The organism is Candidatus Poribacteria bacterium, assembly GCA_026706025.1.
Classification (GTDB): Bacteria; Poribacteria; WGA-4E; order WGA-4E; family WGA-3G; genus WGA-3G.
Genome location: JAPOZO010000052.1, coordinates 99,851 through 126,382, shown reverse-complemented (window position 1 = coordinate 126,382; position 26,532 = coordinate 99,851). Strand labels below are relative to the sequence as shown.

Annotated in this window: 21 protein-coding genes and 1 other annotated feature (1 of these 22 running past the window's edge); of the genes, 12 read left to right on the top strand and 9 right to left on the bottom strand. The window is 48.0% G+C overall.

Annotation, left to right across the window (positions count from 1 at the left end; genetic code table 11):
- Window positions 1-51 precede the first annotated feature (51 nt).
- Window positions 52-1,689 (bottom strand): acetolactate synthase large subunit, encoded by a 1,638-nt coding sequence (locus OXH00_11460; protein ID MCY3741630.1) that lies wholly within the window; start codon window positions 1,687-1,689, stop codon window positions 52-54.
- Between the two features lie 182 nt (window positions 1,690-1,871).
- On the opposite strand from OXH00_11460, the gene OXH00_11455 reads away from it, so the two are divergent.
- Window positions 1,872-5,501 (top strand): S8 family serine peptidase, encoded by a 3,630-nt coding sequence (locus OXH00_11455; protein ID MCY3741629.1) that lies wholly within the window; start codon window positions 1,872-1,874, stop codon window positions 5,499-5,501.
- Window positions 5,502-5,516: 15 nt separating this feature from the next.
- On the opposite strand, the gene OXH00_11450 is transcribed toward OXH00_11455, so the two are convergent.
- On the bottom strand, window positions 5,517-7,628 hold the full coding sequence (locus OXH00_11450; GenBank protein MCY3741628.1) for a tetratricopeptide repeat protein: 2,112 nt from the start codon (window positions 7,626-7,628) through the stop codon (window positions 5,517-5,519).
- A 377-nt stretch (window positions 7,629-8,005) separates the two neighbouring features.
- On the opposite strand from OXH00_11450, the gene OXH00_11445 reads away from it, so the two are divergent.
- From OXH00_11445 to OXH00_11410, 8 genes are all read left to right on the top strand, one after another.
- A complete protein-coding gene (locus tag OXH00_11445; GenBank protein ID MCY3741627.1) occupies window positions 8,006-9,598 on the top strand; it encodes an ABC transporter substrate-binding protein in 1,593 nt (530 codons plus the stop codon).
- Between the two features lies 1 nt (window position 9,599).
- Window positions 9,600-9,725 carry a hypothetical protein gene (locus tag OXH00_11440; GenBank protein MCY3741626.1) on the top strand — a complete coding sequence of 42 codons (126 nt, stop codon included), beginning with the start codon at window positions 9,600-9,602 and terminating at the stop codon, window positions 9,723-9,725.
- Between the two features lie 29 nt (window positions 9,726-9,754).
- Window positions 9,755-10,792, top strand: coding sequence for a dehydrogenase (locus OXH00_11435; GenBank protein MCY3741625.1), 1,038 nt, complete (start codon window positions 9,755-9,757; stop codon window positions 10,790-10,792).
- Window positions 10,793-10,829: 37 nt separating this feature from the next.
- Window positions 10,830-11,624, top strand: coding sequence for a phytanoyl-CoA dioxygenase family protein (locus OXH00_11430; GenBank protein MCY3741624.1), 795 nt, complete (start codon window positions 10,830-10,832; stop codon window positions 11,622-11,624).
- Window positions 11,625-11,887: 263 nt separating this feature from the next.
- Window positions 11,888-13,147: an RNA polymerase sigma factor gene (locus OXH00_11425; GenBank protein MCY3741623.1), complete on the top strand. Its 1,260-nt coding sequence runs from the start codon at window positions 11,888-11,890 to the stop codon at window positions 13,145-13,147.
- A gap of 78 nt (window positions 13,148-13,225) precedes the next feature.
- Window positions 13,226-14,713, top strand: a complete 1,488-nt coding sequence (locus OXH00_11420; protein ID MCY3741622.1) for an ABC transporter permease subunit — start codon at window positions 13,226-13,228, stop codon at window positions 14,711-14,713.
- Between the two features lie 147 nt (window positions 14,714-14,860).
- Complete coding sequence (locus OXH00_11415) at window positions 14,861-16,330, top strand: ABC transporter permease subunit (GenBank protein MCY3741621.1); 1,470 nt, start codon at window positions 14,861-14,863, stop codon at window positions 16,328-16,330.
- Between the two features lie 442 nt (window positions 16,331-16,772).
- Window positions 16,773-17,549, top strand: a complete 777-nt coding sequence (locus tag OXH00_11410) for a LamG domain-containing protein (GenBank protein MCY3741620.1) — start codon at window positions 16,773-16,775, stop codon at window positions 17,547-17,549.
- Window positions 17,550-17,739: 190 nt separating this feature from the next.
- Here OXH00_11410 and OXH00_11405 read toward each other — a convergent pair whose 3' ends face one another.
- A complete protein-coding gene (locus OXH00_11405; GenBank protein ID MCY3741619.1) occupies window positions 17,740-18,588 on the bottom strand; it encodes a phytanoyl-CoA dioxygenase family protein in 849 nt (282 codons plus the stop codon).
- 385 nt (window positions 18,589-18,973) lie between these two features.
- Between OXH00_11405 and OXH00_11400 the strand changes: the two genes are divergently transcribed.
- The 3 genes from OXH00_11400 to OXH00_11390 all read left to right on the top strand — a co-directional run bounded on the left by OXH00_11400 (window position 18,974) and on the right by OXH00_11390 (window position 20,771).
- Complete coding sequence (locus OXH00_11400; protein MCY3741618.1) at window positions 18,974-20,110, top strand: hypothetical protein; 1,137 nt, start codon at window positions 18,974-18,976, stop codon at window positions 20,108-20,110.
- A gap of 65 nt (window positions 20,111-20,175) precedes the next feature.
- Complete coding sequence (locus OXH00_11395) at window positions 20,176-20,430, top strand: type II toxin-antitoxin system HicA family toxin (GenBank protein ID MCY3741617.1); 255 nt, start codon at window positions 20,176-20,178, stop codon at window positions 20,428-20,430.
- Entirely contained in the window at window positions 20,427-20,771 is a 345-nt protein-coding gene (locus OXH00_11390; protein MCY3741616.1) for a type II toxin-antitoxin system HicB family antitoxin, read from the top strand. Before OXH00_11395 ends, OXH00_11390 begins: the two co-directional genes overlap by 4 nt.
- 40 nt (window positions 20,772-20,811) lie before the next feature.
- On the opposite strand, the gene OXH00_11385 is transcribed toward OXH00_11390, so the two are convergent.
- From OXH00_11385 to ilvB, 6 genes are all read right to left on the bottom strand, one after another.
- Complete coding sequence (locus OXH00_11385) at window positions 20,812-21,930, bottom strand: VCBS repeat-containing protein (protein ID MCY3741615.1); 1,119 nt, start codon at window positions 21,928-21,930, stop codon at window positions 20,812-20,814.
- Window positions 21,931-21,959: 29 nt separating this feature from the next.
- Window positions 21,960-22,406, bottom strand: coding sequence for a GNAT family N-acetyltransferase (locus tag OXH00_11380; GenBank protein MCY3741614.1), 447 nt, complete (start codon window positions 22,404-22,406; stop codon window positions 21,960-21,962).
- 75 nt (window positions 22,407-22,481) lie between these two features.
- Window positions 22,482-22,769, bottom strand: a complete 288-nt coding sequence (locus OXH00_11375; protein MCY3741613.1) for a hypothetical protein — start codon at window positions 22,767-22,769, stop codon at window positions 22,482-22,484.
- A 127-nt stretch (window positions 22,770-22,896) separates the two neighbouring features.
- A complete protein-coding gene (gene ilvC / locus OXH00_11370) occupies window positions 22,897-23,889 on the bottom strand; it encodes a ketol-acid reductoisomerase (GenBank protein MCY3741612.1) in 993 nt (330 codons plus the stop codon).
- Window positions 23,890-24,038: 149 nt separating this feature from the next.
- Entirely contained in the window at window positions 24,039-24,539 is a 501-nt protein-coding gene (ilvN, locus tag OXH00_11365; protein MCY3741611.1) for an acetolactate synthase small subunit, read from the bottom strand.
- Window positions 24,540-24,715: 176 nt separating this feature from the next.
- Entirely contained in the window at window positions 24,716-26,392 is a 1,677-nt protein-coding gene (gene ilvB / locus OXH00_11360; protein ID MCY3741610.1) for a biosynthetic-type acetolactate synthase large subunit, read from the bottom strand.
- A gap of 74 nt (window positions 26,393-26,466) precedes the next feature.
- Window positions 26,467-26,532, bottom strand: a binding site (T-box leader); it runs 181 nt beyond the window's last position.

Below are 26,532 nucleotides of genomic sequence, written 5' to 3'. Positions count from 1 at the left end.
AAAAACGAAGTATATCCGAAATCAAATAGACTTAAGACCATGATGCATCTATTAGATGGGACATGTTAGCTGCCCAAGTTCATTTGTCAAGCGTAGATTTTCTGCATAGTTGACAGGGCAATCAATGACCGAGGGGACTTTTTGGTTAAACGCATCATTGAGTATAGGGACCAGTTCGTCACTCGCTTCAACTCTATAACCTTTGGCACCAAAGGCTTCAGCGTATTTGACGAAATCAGGGTTCGTAAAATCGATATGTGCGGGTCTACCAAAGCCGTTCATCTGCTTCCACTCAATAAGCCCGTAAGCCTCATCATTGAAGATGAGGGTCACAAAAGGCACACCGGTTCGGACAGCGGTTTCGAGTTCCTGTGAGTTCATCATGAACCCGCCATCGCCACAGATTGCTAAACATTTACGCTCTGGATAGATCAGTTTAGCGACGAAAGCCCCCGGGAGCGCGATGCCCATGGCAGCGAACCCATTGGAGATGATGCATGTATTGGGTTGATAGCACGGATACATGCGCGCAATCCACATTTTGTGTGCGCCTACATCAGAAATGACGATGTCATCCGCAGCGAGTACGGAACGGACATCGCTCAAAATTTTTTGGGGTTTCATCGGAAACTCCGCGTCGTCTCGATGTTCGCTAAGTTGGTCGAGTATGATTTTCCGCAACGTGTTTGAGGCATATTCTGCATCTTTTGGGTAGATTTCTTCTGCCATGAGGTGCCTGATGCTCTGTCGAATATTGCCGACCATCTCAACATCAGTAATGTACGAGGCATCGGTTTCGCTGGGTTGTGTATCAATATGGATGAGTTTTTTATCTCGGTTCGGGTTCCAGAGGCGTGGATGGTATTCAACGATATCGTAACCAACAGCGATAACGAGGTCTGATCGGTCAAACCCGCAGGAGACGAAATCGTTCGCTTGTAACCCAACGCTTAGGAGCGAGAGTCGATGGGTCCACGGGATGCTGCCTTTACCCATAAAGGTATGCGCGACAGGGATATTCGTCATCTCTGCGAATTGCGTTAGCATTCGAGAGGCGTTTTGACGGATGACTCCGTTGCCTGCAAGAATAATGGGTTGTTTCGCATCGTTAATGAGTTGTGCGGCGCGTTGCAAACAGGAGACGACAGGTTCCGCCTCGCTTTGGAAATCGTGTGAGATAGGTTCGGCATCGATTTGCATACTCGCAACATCTTCTGGAAAATCGATGTGGGTCGCCCCGGGTTTTTCGCCTGTCGCTATTTTGAAGGCTTTGCTTATGGATTCCGGGATGATTTCCGGCAGATGGACAAGCGTATTCCATTTCGTCATCGGTTTGAAGACAGAGACAACATCCATATATTGATGCGATTCTTTGTGCATCCTGTCTAAACTGGCTTGCCCGGTGATTGCGATGAGCGGTGCCCTATCCATATTGGCATCAGCGACTCCGGTGACAAGGTTCATGGCACCAGGACCAAGGGTCGCGAGACACACCCCCGCGCGTCCGGTGAGGCGACCGTAGACATCCGCCATGAAGGCGGCACCCCGTTCATCGCGCGTCTGAATAAATTGAATATCGGATTCCAATAAGGCATCCATGAGATCCAGGTTTTCTTCGCCCGGTATCCCGAACATATAATCAACGTTTTCGTTTTCCAAACATTTTACGGTGAGTTCTGACGCTTTCATGAGTGTATTCCTTATCTTTATTTATGAGAACATAGAAAAAAATTGTTTTTTCCCTCTGAATTCCATACCATTAATATATCAGATTGGATGCAGAATTGCAATCTTAAATGCAAAGTGGTAGGCATACACAGTGTAGTAGCGACAAAACGGAGGTCTCCGAATTAGTAAACAAACAAAAAATTATGACGGAAAAATCTATCTATATCTACATTCTCGTGTTGTTTATAAATGCCCAGTTCGTCTTTGCGCAGAGCAACTCAGACAACTTTTCTCAAATCGCGCACACGCCGGGTGAACTAATTGTACGCTTACATCCAGACGCTTCTCGTAAGCAACTTGACGCATTGAGTAAAAAACTCGGTGCGATATCCGTTTCGCCTATTTTCTCACCAACTACACCCGCCGGACAACATCCACGCCTGCGTCTCAGTTATCTTATTCGGTTTCCAGCAGCATGGGCATTGGAACCGTTGCAGCGACGGTATGCCAGACACCCAGCAATTGAAGCGGTTGAAATGAACCGTCTCAATCGACCCTGCGCTGAAACCGTACCGAACGATCCTAACTATCGTGAACAGTGGAATTTAGCTGTAATGAATATGCCACAGGCGTGGCATATTGAACAGGGAAACCCAGAAGTAACGGTGGCTGTTGTAGATGGCGGTGTAGATATGCAACACCCAGAATTTCGTTCGCAACTTTGGCGAAACGTTGGTGAAATTCCGGGGAACGACATTGATGATGATGGCAACGGCTATGTTGACGACATTAACGGTTGGGATTTCAGCGATGCGCCGACGTTACCGGGCAACGGCGATTGGAGAGTGCGAGATAACGAACCAGAAGACGAAATAGGACACGGCACACGTGTTTCTGGCATTATCGCTGCGGAAGCGAACAACCGGATTGGCATTGCTGGCATTGCCTGGCGGTGTCGTCTCATGCCGTTGAGAGCGGACTTCAAATATGGAGGCGGCGGGTATCTCCAGAATGACGATGTCGCCGCGGCTATCGTTTATGCTGCTGATAACGGTGCGCAGGTGGTTAACATGAGCTGGGGAGATACTGTAAATGCTTTCATTGTAGCAGACGCTGTAGCATACGCTTACGCTCGTGGATGTGTGATGGTTGCGGCGGCAGGAAACGCTGGAGCCGTCGGATCATGGTACCCTGCCGGACTTAAAACCGTCATCTCGGTTGCTTGGCTTACCAAGGAGCGGCAGTTAGACAGCGATTCCAACTTCGGTGCGACAATTGATATTGCCGCGCCCGGTGAGGAAATCCTCAGCACAGATCTGAACGGTGGGTATCAAAATTCATCTGGCACATCCATCGCGGCTGCGCATGTCTCTGGTGTTGCGGCATTGGTCGTGTCCGTGAATCCAGATTATACCAACGCAGAAGTTCAGGAAACCTTGATTCGGACAGCAGCCCCACTTTTTATTAGTGGTCTTGTTGGTGCCGGTTCGCTTGATGCCTACACTGCACTCATCGCTCCAACAGAACTTATTGTGCAGATTGACACCTCCCGAATGTTCTCACAAGATGCCGAATCCGGTAATATTGAAAAAATCGAGATTTTTGGGAGTGCTGGAGGAGCCGGATTCACTGAATACTGGTTAGAATATGGCATCGGCGAAGTGCCGGATTTATGGCTTCCCTTAGCAGCTGTGAAAACGAAACCGAAATTTAATGTCTGCCTGTACAAGTGGGACACTTCTGCCTTAGCGGAAGGCAGATATACGGTGCGGCTCAGTGTCAAATCGAAAAGCGGTGAAATTAAAAGAGACAGAACTGTAGTTGAAGTCGACCGGACGGCACCGCTCATTTCCAAGCATGAATCGCAGGCATGGTTTTCGGGGAATAGCGTCGAGTCAGTAGTTCTGTGGGAGACAGACGAAGTATCTGTCAGCAAAATAGAGATTTTTCAGGCAAACGGGAATATCGTCAGATCTGTCCGATCAGATTCAGAGAATCGTCTCCATATCGTGAACTTGTCAGATTTAGGTATATCCCCCGATGCTTACATGTATCGCTTGTTAGTGGAAAATCGCGCCGAGGGACTGCGAATTGATGACAACAACGGCAGCTTGTATGAGATTGAGACACAGGACGCGCCGATTTATCCACTGCATCTCTCGCAAGGCACATCAGCCGAACTCGCACTGCACGCTGTCGGTACACCGGTAGATATAAACAAAAACGGAAGATTAGAACTTATCACTGCGGAAATAGGTACAAACTTGGCACAAATTTTTGAGATTGCGGACAACGGCGGCTTTAGGCAAATTTTCTCATTTACCGAACGGTTCTTACCAAGGACAATCGCGGACACGGATACCGATGGTCTCATAGAAATATTGTGCAGCGCACCAGATGTGACGTTCTTGCTCGAACAACCCGCACAAGGCGAATTTCCAACGGAACGCATCTGGGAAGCACCGGGGAAATGGGGTATAACAACTGTGGATACGGATACAGATGGCACACCGGAAATTTTCACCCGCGATGACACCACCAATTCTATCTTAATATACGAGGCAGATGGAGATAATAACTATCACGATACCGCTACACTCGAAAACCCGACGTTCGGCGAGAACAGAATTAGCGCGAATTTCGCTATCGATGATTTTGATGGCGATGGACAGATGGATATTTTAATTGGGGATAACGATGGGGATATATTTACATACGAGGCAATTGGAAACAACCAGTATAGACATACATGGACAACTACGCTGCCGGAAGGCAGTCCAGAGCTCTTTGCCGCTGGAGACATAGACGGTGATGGTAAACCAGAATTTGCTGTCTGTGGGAAAGCAGGTACCAAAGTCGGTCCCATAGCACTCGACATTCGCTACCATCACTGGCTTTTAACTGTTTTCAGCTCCGATGGAAACGATACCTATCGACCCACATGGACGCAACGCATTCGTGATGTACGCGATGGCGGGAATGGAATGACCATCGCTGACGCGAACAACGATGGACGCAATGAATTGTGTATCGCTGTTGCGCCGAATTTCTACCTTGTGCAATATGATGGTGTAGATTATCGGCCAATCTGGCACCATCCGGCGACTAACACTTTCAATCCGATTGTGGTGGATCTCAATGGAGATGGCGAGAACGCACTGCTGTTTAATACGGACAATGTCTTAACCGGCTTCGCGACATCCACAACCCCGAATTTACAATCGGAAAAGCAACAATCCACGCCAATATTCGTTGCAGCGACCCGACAACCCCGGTTGCGTGATGCGATCTATTCACCGCCGAACCAACTTTCATTGGTATTTGACAAACCGATGGGAGTTTCCGCGACACACGCTGGACGCTACCGTTTGCACAAGTACGGAAGTGTGGACAGAGAACCAGAGATTCATACACCGCGTTCAGCGATTCTTGATAAGACGCAGCAGCGGGTACTCCTTACATTTCCATCTGAAGTCTTCCAGACAGGCAACCGCTATCAGATTGAGGCATTACAACTTTCGGATATGGACGGTGCTAACCTCGCAGATGACGCGAGAACGCTGACGATAACACTACCAGCACCGAAATTAGCAGAAACAATCGTTTACCCGAACCCAGCAGTATATGATCAGGTTACGTTTGATAATCTACCAGCGGGGACGCACATCTATATCTATGATGTCAGTGGTAACTGTATTGCATCGTTCGCTAAGACGGAACGCGAGCGCGAGAAAAAAGTTTGGGATCTCTCTGGCATCAGCAGCGGCATTTATATTTATGTCCTTTCGTCTGAAATGGATCGGCGCGTTGGCAAACTTTCTGTCATCCGCTAAGTGCTGATATAGTTTCTATTTCACCGTGTTGAGTGGGACAAAGGAAGGCTTGAGTTTGAACACGTTACGGATTGCCTTTACTGCTTTTTCCCGTTCATTGGCTGCCAGTGCGACTTGTGCGAGATGGTAGTGCGGCTCAATGGCATCTTTCTGGAGGTTGATAGCACGTTCTAAAATTTTCATCGCCTTATTCACCTGTCCGCGCTTCGACAAAATCCAACCCAAGGTATCGTGATAAGCGGCTACATCTGGATTCAGCGTAACAGCTGCATACGCCAACGCCTCGGCAAGTCTTAGTTTTGAGGAAATTTCTGGGTTTCCGAGGCTTGCTGCTAATGGCTGCTGATAGTTGTTTGCATAGAGGCGTGCGAGGTTGTTATATGCTTCGCCATACTTGGGTGCGAGCCGGATCGCTTGCTCATAAGCGCGTTGTGCGTCTAACACACGTCCAAGCTTCGCATACGCCGTGCCGAGGATATTGTAGGTTTCATAGTCGCGCGCGGCTCCCTGCCGGACCGAAGTGAGTGGGTATACCCCCACAAGCGACGCTTCAGCAGCAAACACATCAGGGGTCTCGTCATCTCGTGCCTCTAAAAACAGTTCATACGCTTCTACAGCAAGGGCATACTGGCCTTCCTTGAAGTATGCGAACCCGAGTTTTCTGTAGAAGTCAATAGGGAGTGCACCGAATCCTCGACTCAGTTCATAAGCACTAATGGCTTTTCGATAATACCCCTCTTGAATGTAGAAATCACCTTCTGCTAAGGAACGTTTTACCAATTCCGGCAGTTCATCAGTGGAGAGTCCAATGCGCGGTAGTGCGTCTAATTCTGCTCTGAAGTGCTTCTGATGTTGCGTGAATCCGATTACACCGGCAATGAGAACAGCCCACAATATTAGATAGGCGCGCGTCCTGGACATCCACTGTTTAGAAAAATACCGGTTTGGGTACAACAGCGTGAGGAAAAAATTGGCACGCATCGGTTCAAGTGCTGTTTCTTGCGGATGGTACGGCACAGTGGCAGCATTCGGTACTAATACGGGGAGGTTAACGGATGATCCCGCAAGTCGGGGCGATTGCGCGATTGCCTCCGATAAATCCTTTATATCTGTATCATCTTCTCGTTGTGGCGACTCCAGATCAGGCGGAACTGATTCCGGGTCTTCCAATTCATCTGTAGTTTCGACCGATCCATCAGCAAATTGCGTATCGCCCGTCGTCTCATCTACATCTCCCGAATCCGTTACAGTGTCTTCATCAAGGTCATTAGGTAGGCGTGCGGACGTTTCCGCTGCTTCTGTCGGTTCGGTTTCATCTATAATTTCAGCAGATTCGCCGCCCGGTTGTGCGTCATCTACCGTGTCAGTTCTCTCATCAGGTTCTGTTAAAGTCGGTTCAGTTGGATCAACAGGCGGATTTGTGGCGGTCAACTCTATGGAGATACTTGACTGTTCGTCAGCGGATGCCTCATCCGTTACCATTTCTTCCGGTTTTTCTATAGATGTATCGTCGGATGCCTCGGTTTCAGTAGGCGGTTTGACATCAGGCGGCGAACTTTGTGTCGATGCCTGACTCGATTCTTTCTCTTCTTCATTAGGGATATTTTCATCTTCCGCAGGAGTGGGCGGGGACTCCGAGTTTCCAAAACGAACTGTCGGTGGCGGTTCTTCCACTTCTATCCGTTCATTACGCGGTTCAGGTTTGGATACTTCTGGAGCTGTGTCGGCATAGCGCTCCCCGATACGAGAGATACTTTTTTTAACCTCCAACCGCGTGAGCATAGAGTCAATATTGAGCAGTGCTTCGAGTGTAGGGAGTACACTGGGGGTTCCCAATTCGCTGATAGATTCAAGCATTGCCCAGAGTGTTAAATCATTTGACTCTGTTGGCAACGCGCGGAGCAGTGGCTCGGTCGCGCTTGTGGCATCCAAGTCCTGAAGTGCTTTTGCCGCTTCGCGTCGTATCATTGCGTCTGAGTCAGCAAGTGTTTCAGTTAGGAGTTTCACACTCTGTGGGCTGCTCTGCGCGACAAGGCCCGCGATAGCACTGCTACGCACAATGCTCGGCTGCGTTGTATCCCTTAGATTCTGGATGAGTTGCTCGAAAGATAGCATATTTTTCGACACGATCAGTTTGCACCATATATTATTAACAAGGTCATAGAACACCCGTACGGATTGTATTAGGTACTTCGGAGCTTCGTCATTATCAGTTAAGACATTATCCCCTTTAATAAAACGACTTTTATAGAAATGAGGTTTCAAATCTCCGCAACATAGAAATCGCAGAGATAACGTGGATCTGTCAATTGCGAGAACAGAGCCATTCAGTTTTCGGTTTTTTCAGGCATTTTCCTCGCTCTTACTGGGAAGAGAGGTGTCCGAAAAATCGGAGTTATGTGACAATTGGATCGCTCTGATTGCGAGAAAAAGACCACTTGACATTTCCGAACAAAGCCTGTATCATAGAACATATATCTTTTTAATACACATCGGAGAAATTTATGCAAAACAACTTTTTCACACGGATACGCTTACTTACTATCCTGATCCTACCGATTGCTATGTTTTCGTCTGCGTTCGCCGATTCGCATCTGAAGCAGGGCGGCACCTTAATTTTCGGGCGTGGTGGTGACTCTGTCGGACTTGATCCAGCACTTGAAGAAGATGGAGAATCTTTCAAAGTTTGCGATAACATCTACGATACACTCATTGAATACAAAGATGGAAGTGCTGAAATTGAACCGGGACTCGCTGCAAGTTGGGAGAGTTCAGAAGATGGTTTGATATGGACCTTTCACCTTCGGAGAGGTGTAACCTTCCATGACGGCACCCCTTTCAATGCAGAAGCCGTTCTTTTTTCTCTTAACCGACAGCACGATGAAACGCACCCGTTTCATAAAGTCGGTGGCAGCTACATTTACTGGATAGCCACTGGTTTGGCAGAGATAGTAGATACAATTACTGCCGTAGATGAATTCACTGTCCAGATTCGCCTTAAAACGGCTTATGCCCCGTTTATCTATACGATCGCAATCACGCCTTTCTCCATTGTCAGCCCAACAGCCGTTCAAAAATGGGGCGACGAGTTTTCAAATAATCCTGTTGGTACGGGGCCTTTCAAGTTTGTGCAATGGGACAGACAGGATAAAATCGTGCTTGTTGCAAACGACACTTATTGGGGTGGTCGTCCCATGTTAGATAGGGTTATTTTCCGCTCTATCCCTGATAACTCCGTACGACTCATTGAACTCCAGCAAGGCAGCCTCCACGCGATGGAATTCCCAAATCCAGACGATTTGCAACAGATTCGAGATGATGCGACGCTTGAGTTGCTATCGCAACCTGGGATGAGTATCGGTTATTTGGCGATGAACATGGAGAAACCGCCATTTGACAATCTCAAAGTCCGGCTTGCTATCAACCACGCCATTAACAAACCCGTGATTATTGAACATCTGTATCAAGGTTTAGGGATCCCAGCTACGAACCCAATTCCGCCGACACTCTGGAGTTATGATGATACAATTGAGGGCTATGCCTACGATCCTGAACTGTCAAAGCAACTTCTCACTGAAGCTGGATATCCTAATGGGTTCGAGACAACTCTTTGGGCATTACCGGTGCCACGTCCCTATATTCCTGATGGACGCGCCCTTGCTGAAGTATTGCAGTCCGAACTCCGCAACATCGGCGTTGAGACAAAAATCGTGACCTTTGACTGGGGCACCTATCTGGAGAAGACAAAAAATGGTGAGCACGATATGGCGATGTTAGGGTGGAGTGCCGATCTCGGCGATCCAGATAATTTCCTCTATTTTCTTTTAAGTAAATCGTCAGCGGAGAAACCTGCCGGAAACATCGCATTCTATCGAAGCGACGCAATGCAAAACGTCTTAGAGCAGGCGAGGGCAACTACGGATCGAGAAAAACGGATTTCTCTTTATCAAGAAGCGCAGCAGATTTTCCACAAAGATGTACCGTGGGTACCCTTGGCGCACGCAAAACAGATTTTAGTCATTAACAAGGAAGTCAAGAATCTCAAACTCCATCCATTGAAATGGAGGTACTTCCGCCACATCTGGTTAGAAGAATAACATGAAAAAACTAATTTTTTCAGCAATCATACTCAGTTTACCATTTATTAACAATTGGGTGAAAAATCTCAAACTTCCACCAATTGGGTGGAAATACATCCGTAGCGCATCGCTTGAATCCGAGTAAACATCAATAAAATTGAACAGGAATAGCAAATGAACAAATCCGTATTTCGCGTAGGTGTTACGCGTGACTTTTTGGGACCCGATGGCACCTGCGATTTAGACGACATCGCCGGTCCACTTTTTGACGGAGCCGGTCTACAATGGGAATATATCGCAGAGAATACACCCGTGTTACAAGCGACACAGGTACAGGATTATGATGCGCTTTTAGTATTGGGCGCAGGCATCACAGCAGAGACGTTCGCTGAGGCTGATAGATTGGCAGTCATCGCTCGTTTCGGTGTCGGCTATGATAAGGTGGACGTGGAAGCCTGTACTGAAAATGGTGTGCTGCTGACGATCGCGCCCGATGGTGTTCGCCGCCCAGTTGCCACCTCCATCTTGACTTTCGTCTTATCGTTGAGTCATCAGTTGTTAATAAAAGATAATCTTACCCGTTCTGGTGGATGGAGAAATACCCAAAACTATAGAGGGATGGGGTTAGTTGGCAGAACACTCGGACTTGTCGGTATGGGTAACATTGGAAAAGAGGCGTTCAAACTGGCGAAACCTTTCGGGATGCGCCATATCACGTCTGATCCGTACGTCACACCTGCTGAGGCAGAGGAGGTTGGCGTAGAACTCGTTGACTTGGACACCTTGATGCAAACTGCTGATTTTGTGTGTGTCTGCTGCCCACTGAACGAAGAAACACATGGACTTGTCGATGAGAGACGTATCGGACTGATGAAGCCGACGGCTTATCTGATTAACACCGCTCGCGGTCCAATCGTCGACCAAAAAGCACTCACAGAAGCCCTTCAGCATCGACGGATTCAAGGGGCGGGACTTGATGTTTTTGAGCAGGAACCGATCAGCGATGATGATCCACTCTTAAGCCTGGACAACGTCATCGTCACGCCACACAGCATTTGCTGGACGGATGAGTGTTTTGACGGCAACGCCAAGAGTGCCTGCGGGAGTATCATCAACGTGGCTTCTGGGCAAATTCCGTCGTGGATTGTGAATCGGGAGGTCGTAGATAGCCCAAAACTGCAACAGAAGTTGGCACAACGGAAAAAACAATAATCTTGACCTGTAACGCCGTAGCGTTCGGAGGAACATTATGCTCACAGAACAGCAAATCAAGCATTTTCACACCTTGGGATTCCTCATTTTTCGGCAATTACTCGACACAGACGAACTGAACACGATACACAAGGAGTTTGAAGCGGCGATGGCGGCGGCGTATCATCACGCACCATTTGATGGCACGCGCCGACATTGGCTGCCAATGATGGGTCCCGAAACACCATTTTTCGCGAACTTGCCGGAAGACCCACGGTTCTCCGAAGTGGCAGAACAACTTTACGGCGATGATGTATTTTTCGTCGTTTCGGACGCAAATCGTTACGTCGGCAATACAGGTTGGCATCCCGACCATAATGCCGATCCAACCCAAGACTGCTACGGCGTGAAATTCGCATATTATCTTGAACCCGTTGATGCCGAAAGCGGGGCGTTACGGTTGATCCCAGGTTCTCATAAGAAGTCGCTGCACGATGATCTACGTGAGAATTTGAATGAACTGGGGCTGGAGATTTGTGACGTGCCGGGTTACGTTTGTAAATCGGAACCGGGGGATGTGGTTGCTTTTGACATGCGCTGCTGGCACGCCAGTTGGGGCGGTAGTGAAGACCGTCGGATGTGCACAATAGTTTACTATAACAAGCCTAAGACCCCTGAAGAGGTTGCCGCTACACGTAATCGTGCGCGAAGCAATGCGAAGAGCCCTGAACACTTTAACCGACCGGGCACCTCACTCTACGATCCACATTGGATCGAAAATCCAACGGGCAGTGAAAGACGACAACGTTGGATCAATCAGTTGCGTGAGTTCGGATTCTTGGATACAGTTTAAATTCACAGTGATCTAATTTTCCTTTGTCTTCGGTGTTTGGGGTTGTTCGGTTAACCTATAGTTGTAGTAGATTTCTCTGTCTTCCATCCACAATGTCACCTTGTTTTTTTAAAGCAGTTGACGCTGCTCTCCGTAAAACACGCCTATCCGTCAACTTGCAGAATTATGCAACCTTTCCTGCTCAGTTCGCGTCACGTAGGTTAAAAATCGGATGAACGCCGAGATTTGAGATTCAATCGCAACCGTAATAGCAGGAGTTCCTGATGCAAAACAATGATGTCGCTTTGGTTCACCGTGTCCTCGCAGGTGACGACACAGCCTTCACAACATTAATGGAAAAGTACCAAAAACAGGTTCATGCGACTGTGTGGCGAACAATTAAAGATTTCCACATTGCTGAAGACATCGTTCAAGAGACCTTCCTGAAAGCCCACCAAAAACTTGGTACCCTGAATGATCCGCATCGATTTTCTGCGTGGCTCAATGCCATTGCTACACGCCGTTGCCTTGCGTGGTTTCGTGAGAAACGGTTGAACACCCAACTTTCCGAAAATATAAACATCACCATGAGACACAACGATCCGTATTCTGGGTATCTGGCAGGAGAGCAAGCTAAAGAAGCGGGGCAAGAACTGCGCGAAATCGTTAAAAAGTGGCTTGCGAAATTGCCAGAAAGTGAACGCACTGTTGTTACCCTCCACTATTTCGATGGCATGTCTTGTGAAGAGATCGCTGCTTTTTTGGATGTAACCAAAAATACGATAAAAAGTCGGCTCAATCGTGCGCGGAATCGACTGAAGAAGAACGAACCTCTGATTCAATCAACGCTCGACGATTTCCAATTTTTCGCGACGTTTAAGGAGATGACTAAAATGGAACGTAAAATTAGAGTGTGCATTAACGCCACCACCGAGAATGGCAAGCAATTTAGAGAAGGGGGTGCCTCTCTCATAAAAACCGATGGATTTTTGAGACTTTCCAGTTTTGGTTGTCAAGAATGTGATAAGGGAGAACCCGTCACAATGCCTTTTTTGGGAACTGCTATTACACCTTCCCTTCTTAGGTTTCCCTTGGTTATAGGTGATACTTGGATCCAAGAAGGATTCTGGGACTCACTGGTGAAGACAACCTTAGACGGATACGAACGGGTGAAAGTTTCTGCTGGAACTTTCTCGGCATGCCTCAAGCACAAAAGTGCACTCATTGACACCCCAACACACTTTCAGAATAATCTACTTGCGGCTACTAATGATAAACCTTACGAGCGAGGTTCAAAAAAGGAGAGTCCATTTGTTAACGGCACACGCTATTTGTGGTTTGCCAAAGGAATTGGACTCGTGAAAACGCGCTATGAACACGCCAATGGGTTCACAACGGAGGCAGAATTAATGGAATACAGTGTCCCGGGCAAGACAGGAGAATATCATCCTTTACAGATTGGGTCTACGTATACATACAGATACCACAGTGTTTTTCTCGACGAAACGGTCTTTGAGAAATGGCGCGTCACTGAAAACTCTTGAATCCGAGTGGTATCTATTTGGAGAGAACAGACGTAGAAACGAAAATTTTTGACACTGGCGGTAACTGGAGGCAATGTGATGCTTTGGACAATTGTTAGAAGAGAAATCACAGCAAATATCTTAAGTTTCAGATTCCTCATGGGATTGCTCATCTATTTTTCCCTGATTGTGACAAATCTCTTCGTTTTGACCAGAGGTTACGAGGACAGACTGCAAAGCTACCGAACTGCTATTCGAGAAAATGAAGATAAGATAAGTCAGGTAACAAGATACTCTGAATTCGGACTCACTCACATGCTGAAGTGTGATAGAAATCCGAAACTACTTAGCATTTTCAACGAAGGCGTGGATAAAAGAAAGGGAAATACAGTAACGGTGGCACACGGATATGTTCCCGCCGTTGCTGAACAGCACGGTTCTGATAACCCGTATCTGAACATCTTCTCCTCTATCGACTTCACGGTTATCTGTCAAGTGGTGATGAGTCTGCTGGCACTACTTTTCGCTTACGACGCAATATCGCGAGAGAAGGAAGCGGGAACCTTGAGATTGGCACTCTCAGGCGTAGTTTCGAGACCGACACTGCTTTTGGGAAAATATATTGCCGGGATGGGGTCTATTTCTCTTCCGCTTATTACGAGTTTTGTTGCAGGCTTATTGGTGATACAATTCTCTCCTTACGTCTCTTTCAACAGTTCAGATTGGGGACGGATATTGCTAATCTTCCTTGTATCGATGCTCTATGTATCTCTCTTTTTTCTCATCGGACTCTTTCTGTCTACTCGAACGGACCGACCCTCTATCACTCTGATGTTTTCAATGTGTGTCTGGGTACTTTTCGTACTTATCGTTCCGAATCTAACAGTTTTATTGGTGGAACATGCAAGTCCGATACAATCAGAGGAGTCGTATAAAGGGCAGGCAGGCGACTTGTGGAAGCAATATGAAGCCGAAGTCAAAGATTATTTACAGAAACGAGGCGTTGAGAATTCTCTTAATCTCGCCAATCCCAGTGGTATGGGTTCCCGATCAGGTGTCAATGATTACGACAGTGGAGAGACAGTCAGTGCGAGCGGTTTTCGGAATGAAAAAGGCTTGCCTCTTGCCCAAGAGTGTTACGAATTCAAGGAAAACCTCCGTGCACAATACGCCGATCGGATATGGCAAGTACGCAAAGCATATCTCGACAAAAATCCAAACCGACAGTCTCTATTAGCACTAAACATATCCCGTATATCTCCGGCAGCGGTTTATTATAATGCTGCTGCAATTCTGGCAGAAACAGATCTCAGAAGTTTCTGGCGATTTATGGAACAGACGCGACAATATCGTCGTGAATGGGTCGACTATCTAAGAGACGAAAAAATATTTTCTTCACGTAGATGGTTTACAACTGAATTCGAGGAACCTTTTGATTTGAGCAAAATCCCAAGGTTTAAGGAACGGAGCGAAGGCATTGGTAATAGTCTGCAACGCGCAACATTGGACATTATGATACTCGTGGTATTAAACGTCCTATTCTTCATGGGAGCATTTATCTCATTCCTGCGCTACGACGTTATATAGTGGATAACTCTGAATTGTTTGTAGTAGGGCAATTCTGCGGCGTACTCGCCTACCCCCTGCCCCCCTGATAAGGGGGGATATGGGGGGTTGGGGGTTGCGACGTGCATTATTGCCCGTCTTTCAAATGATAGCAGAAAAAAGGACAACATGATCTGGCACATAGCAAAACGGGAAATCCTTGATAATTTGACGCGTTTTCGGTTTGCACTCACGCTGATTCTGGTGATGGTGCTGATGGTGCTGAATGCCGTGGTATTTGTGAGCAGTCAATATCCGCGAAGGATCGCGGAATATTCCGAAGATACGCACAAAGCCGCTGAGTCGCTGAAGAAGAAAAGTCGTAATTTAGGTGAACTTGCAGTAAAGGGGCCAGGCGATCTATACAAATCCGTGAGTCCATTAACCTTCATCGCTACCGGTGAAGATGCGAACCTACCAAAGCGAGTTGAAGGTGCCTATAGTGGTGGCTATGGTATCGGTATGACAACGCCTGATTTTAACTTCAACTACTCTTGGTCAGCGAACTGGTGGCTTCAGTATCCACAGGACATATCCCGCAAAAACGATTCGCTACCCAATTTCACGGAATTAGATTGGACGTTCATTATCGGATTGGTTATGAGTTTTATGGCGATTCTGTTCACTTACGACGCTGTCTCTGGCGAGCGTGAAACAGGAACGTTAAGCTTGCTCATGGCTAATTCTGTACCCCGTGCAACCGTGCTTCTGGCAAAGTTTATCGGTGCGTTTCTTAGCATCATGGTCCCGCTAATTATAGGAATATTGTTAAATTTACTGATTGTCAACGCCTCAGACTTGGTGTCACTTGATGGAGGCGAGTGGGGAAGAGTTGGAATTATCGTTGGTATTTCGGCTCTCTACCTCTCAATATTTTTATGGCTTGGATTGTTTATCTCAAGTCAATTTTCTAATTCGTCAAGCAGCTTGCTGACGTTGTTGTTAATTTGGATCGTCTTTGTGGTGCTTATTCCAAACACAATGGGAGTTTTGGCAAGCGGTTTCAAGCAGGTTCCCTCCAAAAGCGAAATATCTCGAACAAAGAAAGCAACAGCAGAAGAAATTGATACTCGGCATAAAGAGGGTGACAAACTTTACCGAACAGGTTCGCCTTCCGATCAACCTCCTAAAATTGAGGTGTTAAAGCTGTGGGCTGACTATCTAAACGAACACGCTGATGCAAAGAACAGGATTGAGGATGAACATCTAAATAAACAGTTCGCACAGGTTGCGTTCACGCAACAAATTACGCGACTCTCCCCAGCGGCTATCTACAAATATGCCGTAGAATCTCTCTCTGGCACAGGGTTCGCCAGACATAAAAGATTTATCCAACACGCGCGCCGCTACAGACAACAGTTCGTTAATTTTATCAAATCTGAGGACAATGGGGATAAAGAAAGTTATCACGTCTATCTTGTCAAGGAAGGATTGTCCCAAAAACCTGTCGCCTTTAGTAGCATCCCCAAATTTTCAGAAAAGCTAACCTTGGGCATCACTTTCAAATCGGCACTGTTGGATCTGACGTTGTTAATTTTACTCTCGCTGCTCCTGTTTATGGCGGCTGTCTTAGCGTTTTTGCGGAGCGATGTGAAATAACCGATTCTGTAGGTTGATTAGCGTGTAGCAAAACCTAACAATTCAACACATACAATTTATCGTAGGTTGGGTAGAGCGTAAGCGAAACCCAACACTGTTAGTAGTGCCGTTTGTAGTCGCGCAATGCGTTGCGTGGCTTTAAATTTTTTGCGTGGATTTAAACGGTGAACAGTGATACAATTTTATACGTGGGTTAGTATCTTTTCTAAGTTATAGTTTGGTTTTCCATAACTTTAGGAGATTTGCCCTATTTGGGCGAAGGTATTGGATTTTAAGTACGTACTTTAACGTGAGTTTGATAAGCATGTTGTAGCGCGATGCACGTCGCATCTGGGCGAATACGCCGCAAAACTTTCCAGTTTGCGCCCATAGCACACAAACTGGGAAGTTTGTGCTACATTAACTTGTCTAAAAGGCATCAGAATCTAAGGAGGGATGATTCATGAAAACGAAATTATCTGTCTCTGTTCTGCTTTTCGTCGGTTTCGTAATTTCTATCACAGTGATTCAACCTGCAGAAGCCGAGGATCCAAGGGTCAAAATGGGGCTTGCGGCACTTTGGACCTTTGACAAAGGCACCGTTCAAGGGAAAGATGTTGAGGATGTTTTCGGGAAGAACACCGGAACCATTACCGGCAAACCCAACCCAATCGATGGATTTCGCAGTGAAGCCCTTGATTTTGACGGTGCTGTTGATTTGGTCCGAATGGGTGAAGACATCTTCTTCCCTTCTGTGACGATGGCGGCGATTATTAAGCCGACCCTTGGCACACGAAATCCGATCTATGACAAATACAACTACGGTATTCAACTGCTTGATAACAATAATGTTGGCATCTGGATTCGAGCGGACACAGCGAACGCGGCAAAGCATTGGCCCTCCGCTTATGTGCCGTTCCCAGCTGATGGCGAGTGGCATCATGTCGTTGGGGTTGTTGAGAACAAAAAGTCCGTCCGAATTTATCTGGACGGTGAGTTGAAAAAAACGACCGAGGCACCTGACCCGATCAGCATCGCTTACGGTGCGGCGCAAAAGCCGACAATCGCCTACACACAGCACTTGGGCGGTATCTGGTACGCCGGTGCCATTGACGAAGTTGCCATTTTTGAAGGGGCGTTAAGTGATGCCGACGTAAGGAGATTGCATACACTGGCGTTGGCGGTTGAACCTACTGAAAAACTGGCGGTAACTTGGGGCGCACTCAAGATCCAGGATTGATGTTGGCAATTAAAATATTACGATTTCGTCTACCTCGTAGTCTGTCTATCTTTGAATTGTAGGTGGATTAGTTCGTAGTAGTGCGATTTATCGCACGTCCGATGCTTAGGAACGGGCAATGAATTGCCCTACTACGAGCGGGATTATTCCCAATTTTAGACTGGACAGACTACTCGTCTGTTATCTTGGATTAATCGACAGCAGGACGTGGTGGGTTGCTCCAATACCGGTTTCTATCTTTGCCGCTCACCACAACACCTTCCCGATCCCAGCGAAAAGATGCCCGGACATCGGAGGTACAGTAGCGGAGTGTGAGACCACACCGCCGTTTCGGTGAAGGATTGGCGTTCGAGCCGTGCAACAGCAGGTCGGTGTGGATAGAAATTTCGCCTGCTTTGAGTTCAACATCTACCGATTCGCCGAGCTCTTCTGCGTTTTCAACGATTTGACCCAGGACACTGTTTTCGTCGGGTTCGCTGTGCCGAGCGGTTAAATGTCCGAGGTGATGCGAACCAGCGATGAACCGCATCGCCCCGTTTTCAACCGATGCATCGTCAATTGCGAGCCAGACGGTAACGGTTTTGGAGGGTGTGAGGGGCCAGTAACCGGCATCCTGATGCCAACCGACGGTCTTCGAGTCGTGCGGCATTTTGCAGAAGTAGTGCGCGCCCCAACCGATAACATCTTCGCCAATCAAATCTTTTACAGAGGCAACGATCTTTGGGTGCGTGAGCAGATCATAGACCTTTCCATACTTCATGTGCGCAGAGATAATCGAATAACTACTTCCGCCTTCTGAAAGGACGTTCGCCAATAGCGTGTCAAAGTATTGGCGGTGTTCACCGATTTCGGTTGCATCGAAAATTGGAATGCCTTTGATATAGCCGACGTTGTTGAAATCAGTCACCTGTTCCTGAGTCAGCACCTTCGGCTGCTCGGTGATGCTTGGGTGAAATTGGAGATCGCGCCCCATCTCAGCGAGTTGTTCCCACGTCGGCATGATTTTATCAGTCTTGTAAGTTACACTTTGGGTTGCCATTGTTAGTTGCCTCTTATCAAAATTCTGATTTCATTCTACCACAAACTCAACTAAAATGGTATAATATATTAGGCATTCAGCAGAGCCATTCAATTTTAAGAAATTATGGGGTTTCACGTCTTTTTTCCAAGATCCGGTGCGGTTCGGAAACCGCACCTACCGGGCCTGGCGGTGAAGATTCGCTCGGAAAATGGAGAATTGAATGGCTCTGGGCATTCAGTTAGAGAAGTTATCAGTCATCAGTTTGCATCGCAGTGAGATTTATCAGTTAAGAGCGTGTTCATTTACGGGTAACCGTTTGTAACTGAAGACCGAAGACTGGAAACTGAAAACTTATAACCTAAAAATCATATTACGGATTATATTTTGAAATTGGGGCTAATTAATGGCGCATGCATATACCCCCGGTCTTAAGGTGACCGAGGGGGTGACAATTCAAAAAGAACGCCGGCTCCCGCTTGAAGGCGAGGTCCTCGTGCAAGCCGGTACAACAGTTAAGGCAGAGGATGTCGTCGCAAAGGCAGACCTGCCGGGCAACGTTCAACTATTGAATATTGCTAACTTACTCAGTATTCCACCGGAAGAGATTGCGGAATACATGCTCAAATCTGTAGGCGAAGCCGTCTCAGAAGACGAGATTATCGCTACAACCAAAGGGCTTTTCGGACTTTTCAAATCGCAAGCGCGTTCACCGATTGGCGGTACGATTGAAGCGGTTTCGGATGTTACCGGACAGGTTATCCTTCGCGAACCACCTATCCCTGTGGAGGTCAAAGCCTATACAGATGGCACGGTAACGGAGACCGTTCCGAACGAAGGTGTCACAGTCGAAACTTACGGCACCTATATCCAAGGCATCTTTGGGATCGGTGGTGAAACGGTGGGGAACTTAGTCGTTGTCTCTCAATCGCCGAGCGATGCATTGACCGCTGAACAGATACTGCCAGAACATAAAGATAACATTTTAGTTGGTGGTTCGCTGGTTACAACGGAGACAATTCAGCAAGCGGTTCAACAGCGTGTAAAGGGCATTATTGCTGGTGGTATTGATGACGCGGACCTGCGAGAACTTCTCGGCTATGAACTCGGTGTAGCGATTACCGGTTCTGAGGAGATCGGGATTACGCTCGTTATTACGGAAGGGTTCGGAGGCATCGCTATGGCGGAGCAGACGTTTACGCTCCTGAAAGCGCGGGAAGGTATGAAAACGTCTATCAACGGTGCGACGCAGATTCGTGCTGGGGTTGTCCGCCCGGAGATTGTGATTCCGTTCGCACCAGAGACTGCAGATGCAGCCGCCAATACGGACGATGGTGCGACTGAAGGGATTCTGGAAGTTGGCAGCTCGGTGCGGATCATCCGGGAACCGTATTTCGGCAAACTCGGACGCGTCACGGAGCTGCCGGTAGAACTCCAGAATTTGGAGACAGAGGCGCAGGTACGGGTACTGCGCGTTGAACTCGAAAACGGCGAACAAACAACGCTGCCCCGCGCGAACGTTGAAGCGATTGAGGATAGGTAATTGTGCCGGTAGAACTGATCTCCGGATGTATCGAGGACGGAGATGGAAAATTATTTCTTACAAAAATGAATAAACGACATCAGAACACTTTGAACGCTATTTTCAGGAGGCCGGTCCCGGCTACATTGAGGTGGCGACGTATTGAATCCCTTTTTGTGGCCCTTGGTGCCAAATTTACTGAAGGACGGGGATCGCGAGTACGGTTTGAATTGAATAATGTTGCCGTTACGTTTCATCGACCGCATGGCCAGAAGGAGGCAAAAGTTTACCAAGTGCAAAACGCACGACGTTTTCTTGAGGAGGTAGGAATAACACCGTGAATACAATGGTATACAAAGGCTATATAGCCGAAATTAGATATAGTGCTGAGGACAGTTGTCTTGTTGGCGAAATCGCTGGAATTAGGGATATTGTCGGGTTTCACGGCGATTCCGTTGCCGAATTACGAACTGCTTTTGAAGAAGCAGTGGAGGATTACCTTGAAATGTGCGAAGAATCAGGGAGGCCACCGCAGAAACCCTATTCTGGGAACGTGACTTTGTCCATTCCGCCCGAAGTTCATATAGGCATCGCTATGGCGGCCGAAGCAAGTGGTAAGAATCTTGATCAATGGGTTACAGATACTCTTTCTGCTGTGTTGCAGCCCGATTCAGAATCATAAAATCCCAGAAAACTCACTACCCTTTGGGACAGAGAATTTCTTAACTGAATAGGTTTTCATACCACTTGACGTTGCCGGTGCTGAGCCCGCTCGCTACGATGTCTAATCTGCCGTTTTGGTTCATGTCCAAGACGTGCATCTGTCCGACACCTAAACCGCCATCGTCAATGGTCTCTTTACGCCAGTGGTTATGCGCCAGATTCTCTGGGCGGTAGAGGTGCAGGCTCGTGCCTTCGCCGTTGTAGCCACAGATAATTTCAAGCACACCGTCGTCATCAACGTCAACAGCGGCGAGGGAGTGCCCGCGGTTGAGTGTGTCGTCAATGAGGTGACGCTCCCACGGATCGGTCCGTAGGTCGCCAGTGGCTTTATACCAGACGAGATTGTTCCCGTGCCACGGCTCAATCGCTAAAATCTCGTTGACACCGTCGCCATCAATGTCTGCAGCATAGGTATCACTACACTCACGGTCACTGATAATCCATTTGCCCCAGTCATCCGTCATCGGATCAATAGGCGGTTCATACCAGATTAAGCCTTCTGTGCAGCTAATCAGCACGTCATCGCGTCCGTCTTGGTCAACATCGTTGATGCTCAAACCGTGATTGATATGGAGGGAATCGTCAAGGAGGTGGGCGTGCCAAGAGGCTGCATCTCGCGGGGTATCAGAGAGTTCATAGCACCAGAGAGAGCCGGGACTGTGCCATTCGCCGGGTTTGCCGTCTTCACCGCGGATTGAGGCGACAATCAGAAAAGGCGTTACCTTCGCCGCGTCTCCTGATAAATTTGCGAGTGCGATGCGGTGGATGAAAGGGACATCGGCAATGTGGTGACTACTCCAGTTCTGTCCGTCTTGTGTCGGTGCTTCAAGCCAATGGAGATAACCACCCGCAGCGTTTACACCACGAAAAAAACCGCTCCCAACGATGAGGTCAGGGGTGCTATTGCCTGTGAGATCATAAGGCGCAATAGTGATGTGTCCGCTGCCCTGATCGGTTACGAGGTGTCTTTTCCAGTGCGGTGCCTCGTACCAAGCGATGATGGGTTCGCCTGTGGAGCCAGCGATGATGTCGAGTTGACCGTCGCCGTTTATATCAGCGACTGCGAGTCCATAAACGCTTTTGACGGTATCGTCTAACAGATATCCTCTGAATTTCACGGTTGATCTCCTCGTATGCTTATCCTCATCTAAGGATTGCGGAAAAACCTCACGATTCCAGGTTCTATCTCATACCCGACACTTGACCAGAACGCGACAGCCCACGGATACTTCTCTTCCACGAGTGCTGTGATGCGTTTGACACCGAGTTTTGCTAAACGTTTTTCGCCTTCCGCAACCAATGCTCGCCCAATACCACGCCGTCGATAGTCAGGATGAACCGCTATGCGATACATGTTCCCTCTCCACCCATCAAAAGTGGCGATTAAGGAACCGACAAGTCGTTTATTGACCTCTGCTACTAACACCGATGCGGGACCTTCTATCACACTTTGGATATCTGTAGTGGTATCTGTGACGCTCGGAGATGTTCCAGCAGCCTGCCATAATGCAAGAAGTGCTTCTGCTTCTTCAAGGTGGCACTCCCGAATTAAAAAAGGGTCTGAGTGGACGTTTGCGTTGCCGGATGAATCCATTTACTATTGCGGTGCGGTTGGATGAGGATTAATTTATTAATTCGGTAATGTCGGAACGTGCGATGAATCGCACTACTACGAACCTGACCGTTTGTAGTAGGGCAATTCTGCGGTGTACGCGAAGAAATCCGCAGAAATACCCAAGTATCGTCCCGTAGGTTGGGTTGAACGGATGCCACTAAAAACCCGAAAATCATAGAAAACACAACTTGTTCCAGATACACCACACCCATCAGAGACCGAGTGAAACCCAACGCTTTTGATTTGAAGGTTCCGCGGGGCTGACAGCGTAAAGTTGGGTTTCACTACGTTCACGAATAGATGTGGTCGGATATTGACTTTCAGGGGTGTTTGACCTGTCAACAGTCCACTTCTCAACGCCGTTCAACCCAACCTACGGGACTTCAAGAGAAAACCACTGAAAATCTACTAAATTGACACCTATGGTACACCGCAAAACCGCACCTACCACAATTACCGAAAGGAGCGGCTATTCATCAAGCCAACTCATCATGCTACGGAGATTTTTTCCGACTTCTTCGATCTCAAGTTCCGCCTCTTGTCGGCGGAGCGCGCCTAACACGGGTTGGTTCGCCTCATTTTCCAAAACCCATTCACGTGCAAAGACACCGCCTTGAACGTCTTTCAAGATTTGGCGCATCTTGTCCCGGACACTATCGTCAATGAGTTGAGGACCGCGTGTTAGATCACCGTATTCGGCGGTGTTGCTGACATCGTTCCGCATCTTGCTCAACCCACCCGTATAGATCAGGTCAACAATCAATTTCAACTCGTGGAGGCATTCAAAATAAGCCATTTCCGGTTGATAACCGGCTTCAACGAGTGTATCAAAGGCGGCTTTGATGAGGGCAGCGGTTCCGCCACACAACACGGCTTGCTCACCGAAGAGATCGGTTTCGGTCTCCTCGCGGAACGTCGTTTCAATGACCCCAGCACGTGTGCCGCCGATACCTCTTGCATAAGCGAGTGCGACATCGCGCGCGAGACCTGTGGTGTCTTGATGGATGGCGATAAGGCACGGCACACCACCACCGCCTTCAAACACTTCACGAACGAGGGAACCGGGGCCCTTAGGCGCAATCATTGCGACATCAATGTCGCTGGCAGGTACAATCTGCCCAAAGTGGACGCTAAACCCGTGTGAGACGAGGAGCATATTGCCTGCTTCCATGTTAGGGGCAATCTGGTCGCGATAGACAGCGGCGTGGCGTTCGTCAGGTATGAGAACTTGGACGATGTCTGCCATTGCTGCGGCTTCTTCAACGTTCTTGACAGTCAGACCTTCCGCTTCTGCACGGGCTTTTGAACGGCTGCCTTCGTATAATGCGACGATCACGTTTGCACCGCTGTCTTTGAGATTTAGCGACTGTGCACGTCCTTGCGCACCATAGCCAACAACAGCGACGGTACGCTCTTTCAGTAAGTCAAAATTAGCATCACTATCGTAATAAATCGTTGCCATAAAGTCTATTCCTTTTTAAGTTATCAGTTGTCAGTTGCCAGTTGTCAGTAACTCGTTTGTAGCAGGTTAAACCTTTTCACCCGCCACACATTCAACTGATAACCTATAGCTGAAAGTGGAGCGCAGCGGAACGTACCGACAACCATATCCTATTTCTCGGAGCCGCGTAACATCGCTATTTTGCCGGTGCGTGTCAGCTCAAGGATACCGTACGTATTGAAAATATCAATTGCCGCTTTCAATTTACCTTCATCACCGGTAATTTCAAGCACAAGGGAGGCAGGCTTCATATCTATGACCCGCCCACGAAAAACCTCCGCGACTTGTAGAATCTCGGTGCGTTTTTGAGGATCATCGGTAGCAATTTTAATAAGAACAAGTTCTCGCTCAACATGCGTTCCAGCAGCGGAAAGGTCGGTCACCTCAATAACGTCGATGAGTCTGTTTAGATGCTGGTAGATCTGTTCCATAATTTGCGCGTCACCGTGTGTGACAAGAGTTATATGCGAGATGCTTTTGTCATGTGTCTCAGCGACGTTGAGACTGTCGATATTAAAGCCGCGCCCGCTAAAGAGCCCCGCAACGCGTGCAAGGACTCCGAATCGGTTTTCGACTAAAACGGAAAAGATATGTCGTTCTTCTGAATTCATTTTTTTATAGTTTTCAGTGCGGGTTGCTACGCAACCCTTTCAGTCGTCAGTTATCAGAGGGAATAGTTATCAGTCGTCAGTTAAAGAGGTATCTTGTGACAGCGACAGAAAATGTTCTCGACACAGGGTCTTAACTGAAAACTGATAACTCTTAAAACTGACAACCCTTAAAATCGTTAAGATAACCCGCGAATAACATCTCCAAGCCCTTTACCGGCTGGCACCATCGGGAACACGTTCTCTTCTTCATCAACAATAAAGTCAATGACCACAGGACCGTCGGTAATCCCTTTTGCCTTCTGTAATGCGGGTTCGACATCTTCAGGGTGTTCGACCCGCAAGCCCGTGGCACCGAACGCTTGTGCGAGCAAGGCGAAATCAGGGTTGTCGTGGTAATCAACAGCGGAATAACGTTTGCCGTGGAACAATTCCTGCCACTGGCGTACCATTCCGAGGTACATATTGTTAATGATGAAGACCTTAAGCGGCAGCTTCATGGTAACCGCTGGGACCAGTTCTTGGATCGTCATGATATAGGACCCGTCCCCGTTGATATTGACGACGGTTTTGTCTGGACATCCGAGCTGCGCACCGATTGCGGCGGGTAGGCTAAAGCCCATCGTGCCAAGCCCTCCAGAATTAAGCCACTGTCGAGGTTCAGTGAATTTGAAGTACTGCGCTGCCCACATCTGGTGTTGTCCGACATCCGCAACAACGATGGCATCACTGTAATGCTCATATATTTTTTCAATAACAAATTGCGGCATGACTATATCCGATTTTTGATCGTATTCAAATGGGTATTTCTGCTTCCACTCCTGAATCTGGGCGCGCCACGGGTCGATATCCGCTGTACCGACCTGTTTGTTGAGTTCCGTCAGGACGCTTTTCGCATCGCCAACGATCGGGACATCAACAGGGACGTTTTTCCCAATACAAGACGCGTCTATATCAATGTGGATCTTCTTGGCGTTAGGTGCGAATTTACTGAGATCCCCGGTAACGCGGTCGTCAAATCTCGCACCAATAGCGATAACCAAGTCTGAATCGGTGAAGGCATAATTTGCGCAACAGGAGCCGTGCATGCCGGGCATCTCCATTGCTAACGGATGCGTCTCAGGGAACGCGCCAAGTCCCATCAAGGTAACGGTAATCGGGATCTGTGTATTCAAGGTCAGCTGCCGTAGTTCTTCGCTGGCATTCGCAAGGACTACACCGCCGCCGGCATAAAGCATAGGGCGTTTGGCTTCTTTTATCAGTGCCGCCGCCTTGGCAATTTGTACCGGATCGCCATGAACTTGAGGTTTGTAGCTACGGATGTCAACCGTTTCTGGATACTGAAACAGGGCTTCATGTATCTGCGCATCTTTGGCGATGTCAATAATAACAGGACCCGGTTTCCCTGTTTTCGCGATGTGAAACGCTTCAGCGACAACATCTGCGATTTCGTCACTGCTTGTAATGAGGTAACTGTGCTTACAGATCGGGCGTGTCACGCCGATAACATCGCATTCTTGGAAAGCATCACTGCCGATATAGTGCGTGAAAACCTGACCAGTAATCGCGACCATCGGAATGGAGTCCATATAGGCAGTAGCGATACCGGTGACGAGATTGGTAGCGCCGGGACCGGAGGTTGCGAGTGCAACACCGACCTTCCCGGTGGCGCGTGCGTAGCCATCAGCGGCGTGGGAAGCCCCTTGTTCATGCCGCATCGGAATCAATTTGATTTCGGTCTCGCCGTACAAGGCATCAAAAATCGGCATCGCTGCGCCACCGTTGACACCGAAGATATATTCGACACCTTCCCGCTTGAGACCATCAACCAGGATTTGTGCTCCTGAAAGTTCCATGCCAATTTTCCTTATAAGTAGTAGGGATTGTCCCTACGGGAGTCGTTAAAATTAAAAAACCTTCTCGTTCCAAACATGGAGACGAGAAGGACATAATACTGACCTTACCGTGGTACCACTCCAATTCCCTTTCTCTTATG

Coding starts and splice junctions, on each gene's coding strand:
- OXH00_11460 (MCY3741630.1), bottom strand. CDS start 1,689: ATGAAAGCGTCAGAACTCACCGTAAAATGTTTGGAAAACGAAAACGTT.
- OXH00_11455 (MCY3741629.1), top strand. CDS start 1,872: ATGACGGAAAAATCTATCTATATCTACATTCTCGTGTTGTTTATAAAT.
- OXH00_11445 (MCY3741627.1), top strand. CDS start 8,006: ATGCAAAACAACTTTTTCACACGGATACGCTTACTTACTATCCTGATC.
- OXH00_11440 (MCY3741626.1), top strand. CDS start 9,600: ATGAAAAAACTAATTTTTTCAGCAATCATACTCAGTTTACCATTTATT.
- OXH00_11435 (MCY3741625.1), top strand. CDS start 9,755: ATGAACAAATCCGTATTTCGCGTAGGTGTTACGCGTGACTTTTTGGGA.
- OXH00_11430 (MCY3741624.1), top strand. CDS start 10,830: ATGCTCACAGAACAGCAAATCAAGCATTTTCACACCTTGGGATTCCTC.
- OXH00_11425 (MCY3741623.1), top strand. CDS start 11,888: ATGCAAAACAATGATGTCGCTTTGGTTCACCGTGTCCTCGCAGGTGAC.
- OXH00_11420 (MCY3741622.1), top strand. CDS start 13,226: ATGCTTTGGACAATTGTTAGAAGAGAAATCACAGCAAATATCTTAAGT.
- OXH00_11415 (MCY3741621.1), top strand. CDS start 14,861: ATGATCTGGCACATAGCAAAACGGGAAATCCTTGATAATTTGACGCGT.
- OXH00_11410 (MCY3741620.1), top strand. CDS start 16,773: ATGAAAACGAAATTATCTGTCTCTGTTCTGCTTTTCGTCGGTTTCGTA.
- OXH00_11405 (MCY3741619.1), bottom strand. CDS start 18,588: ATGGCAACCCAAAGTGTAACTTACAAGACTGATAAAATCATGCCGACG.
- OXH00_11400 (MCY3741618.1), top strand. CDS start 18,974: ATGGCGCATGCATATACCCCCGGTCTTAAGGTGACCGAGGGGGTGACA.
- OXH00_11395 (MCY3741617.1), top strand. CDS start 20,176: ATGAATAAACGACATCAGAACACTTTGAACGCTATTTTCAGGAGGCCG.
- OXH00_11380 (MCY3741614.1), bottom strand. CDS start 22,406: ATGGATTCATCCGGCAACGCAAACGTCCACTCAGACCCTTTTTTAATT.
- ilvC (MCY3741612.1), bottom strand. CDS start 23,889: ATGGCAACGATTTATTACGATAGTGATGCTAATTTTGACTTACTGAAA.
- ilvN (MCY3741611.1), bottom strand. CDS start 24,539: ATGAATTCAGAAGAACGACATATCTTTTCCGTTTTAGTCGAAAACCGA.
- ilvB (MCY3741610.1), bottom strand. CDS start 26,392: ATGGAACTTTCAGGAGCACAAATCCTGGTTGATGGTCTCAAGCGGGAA.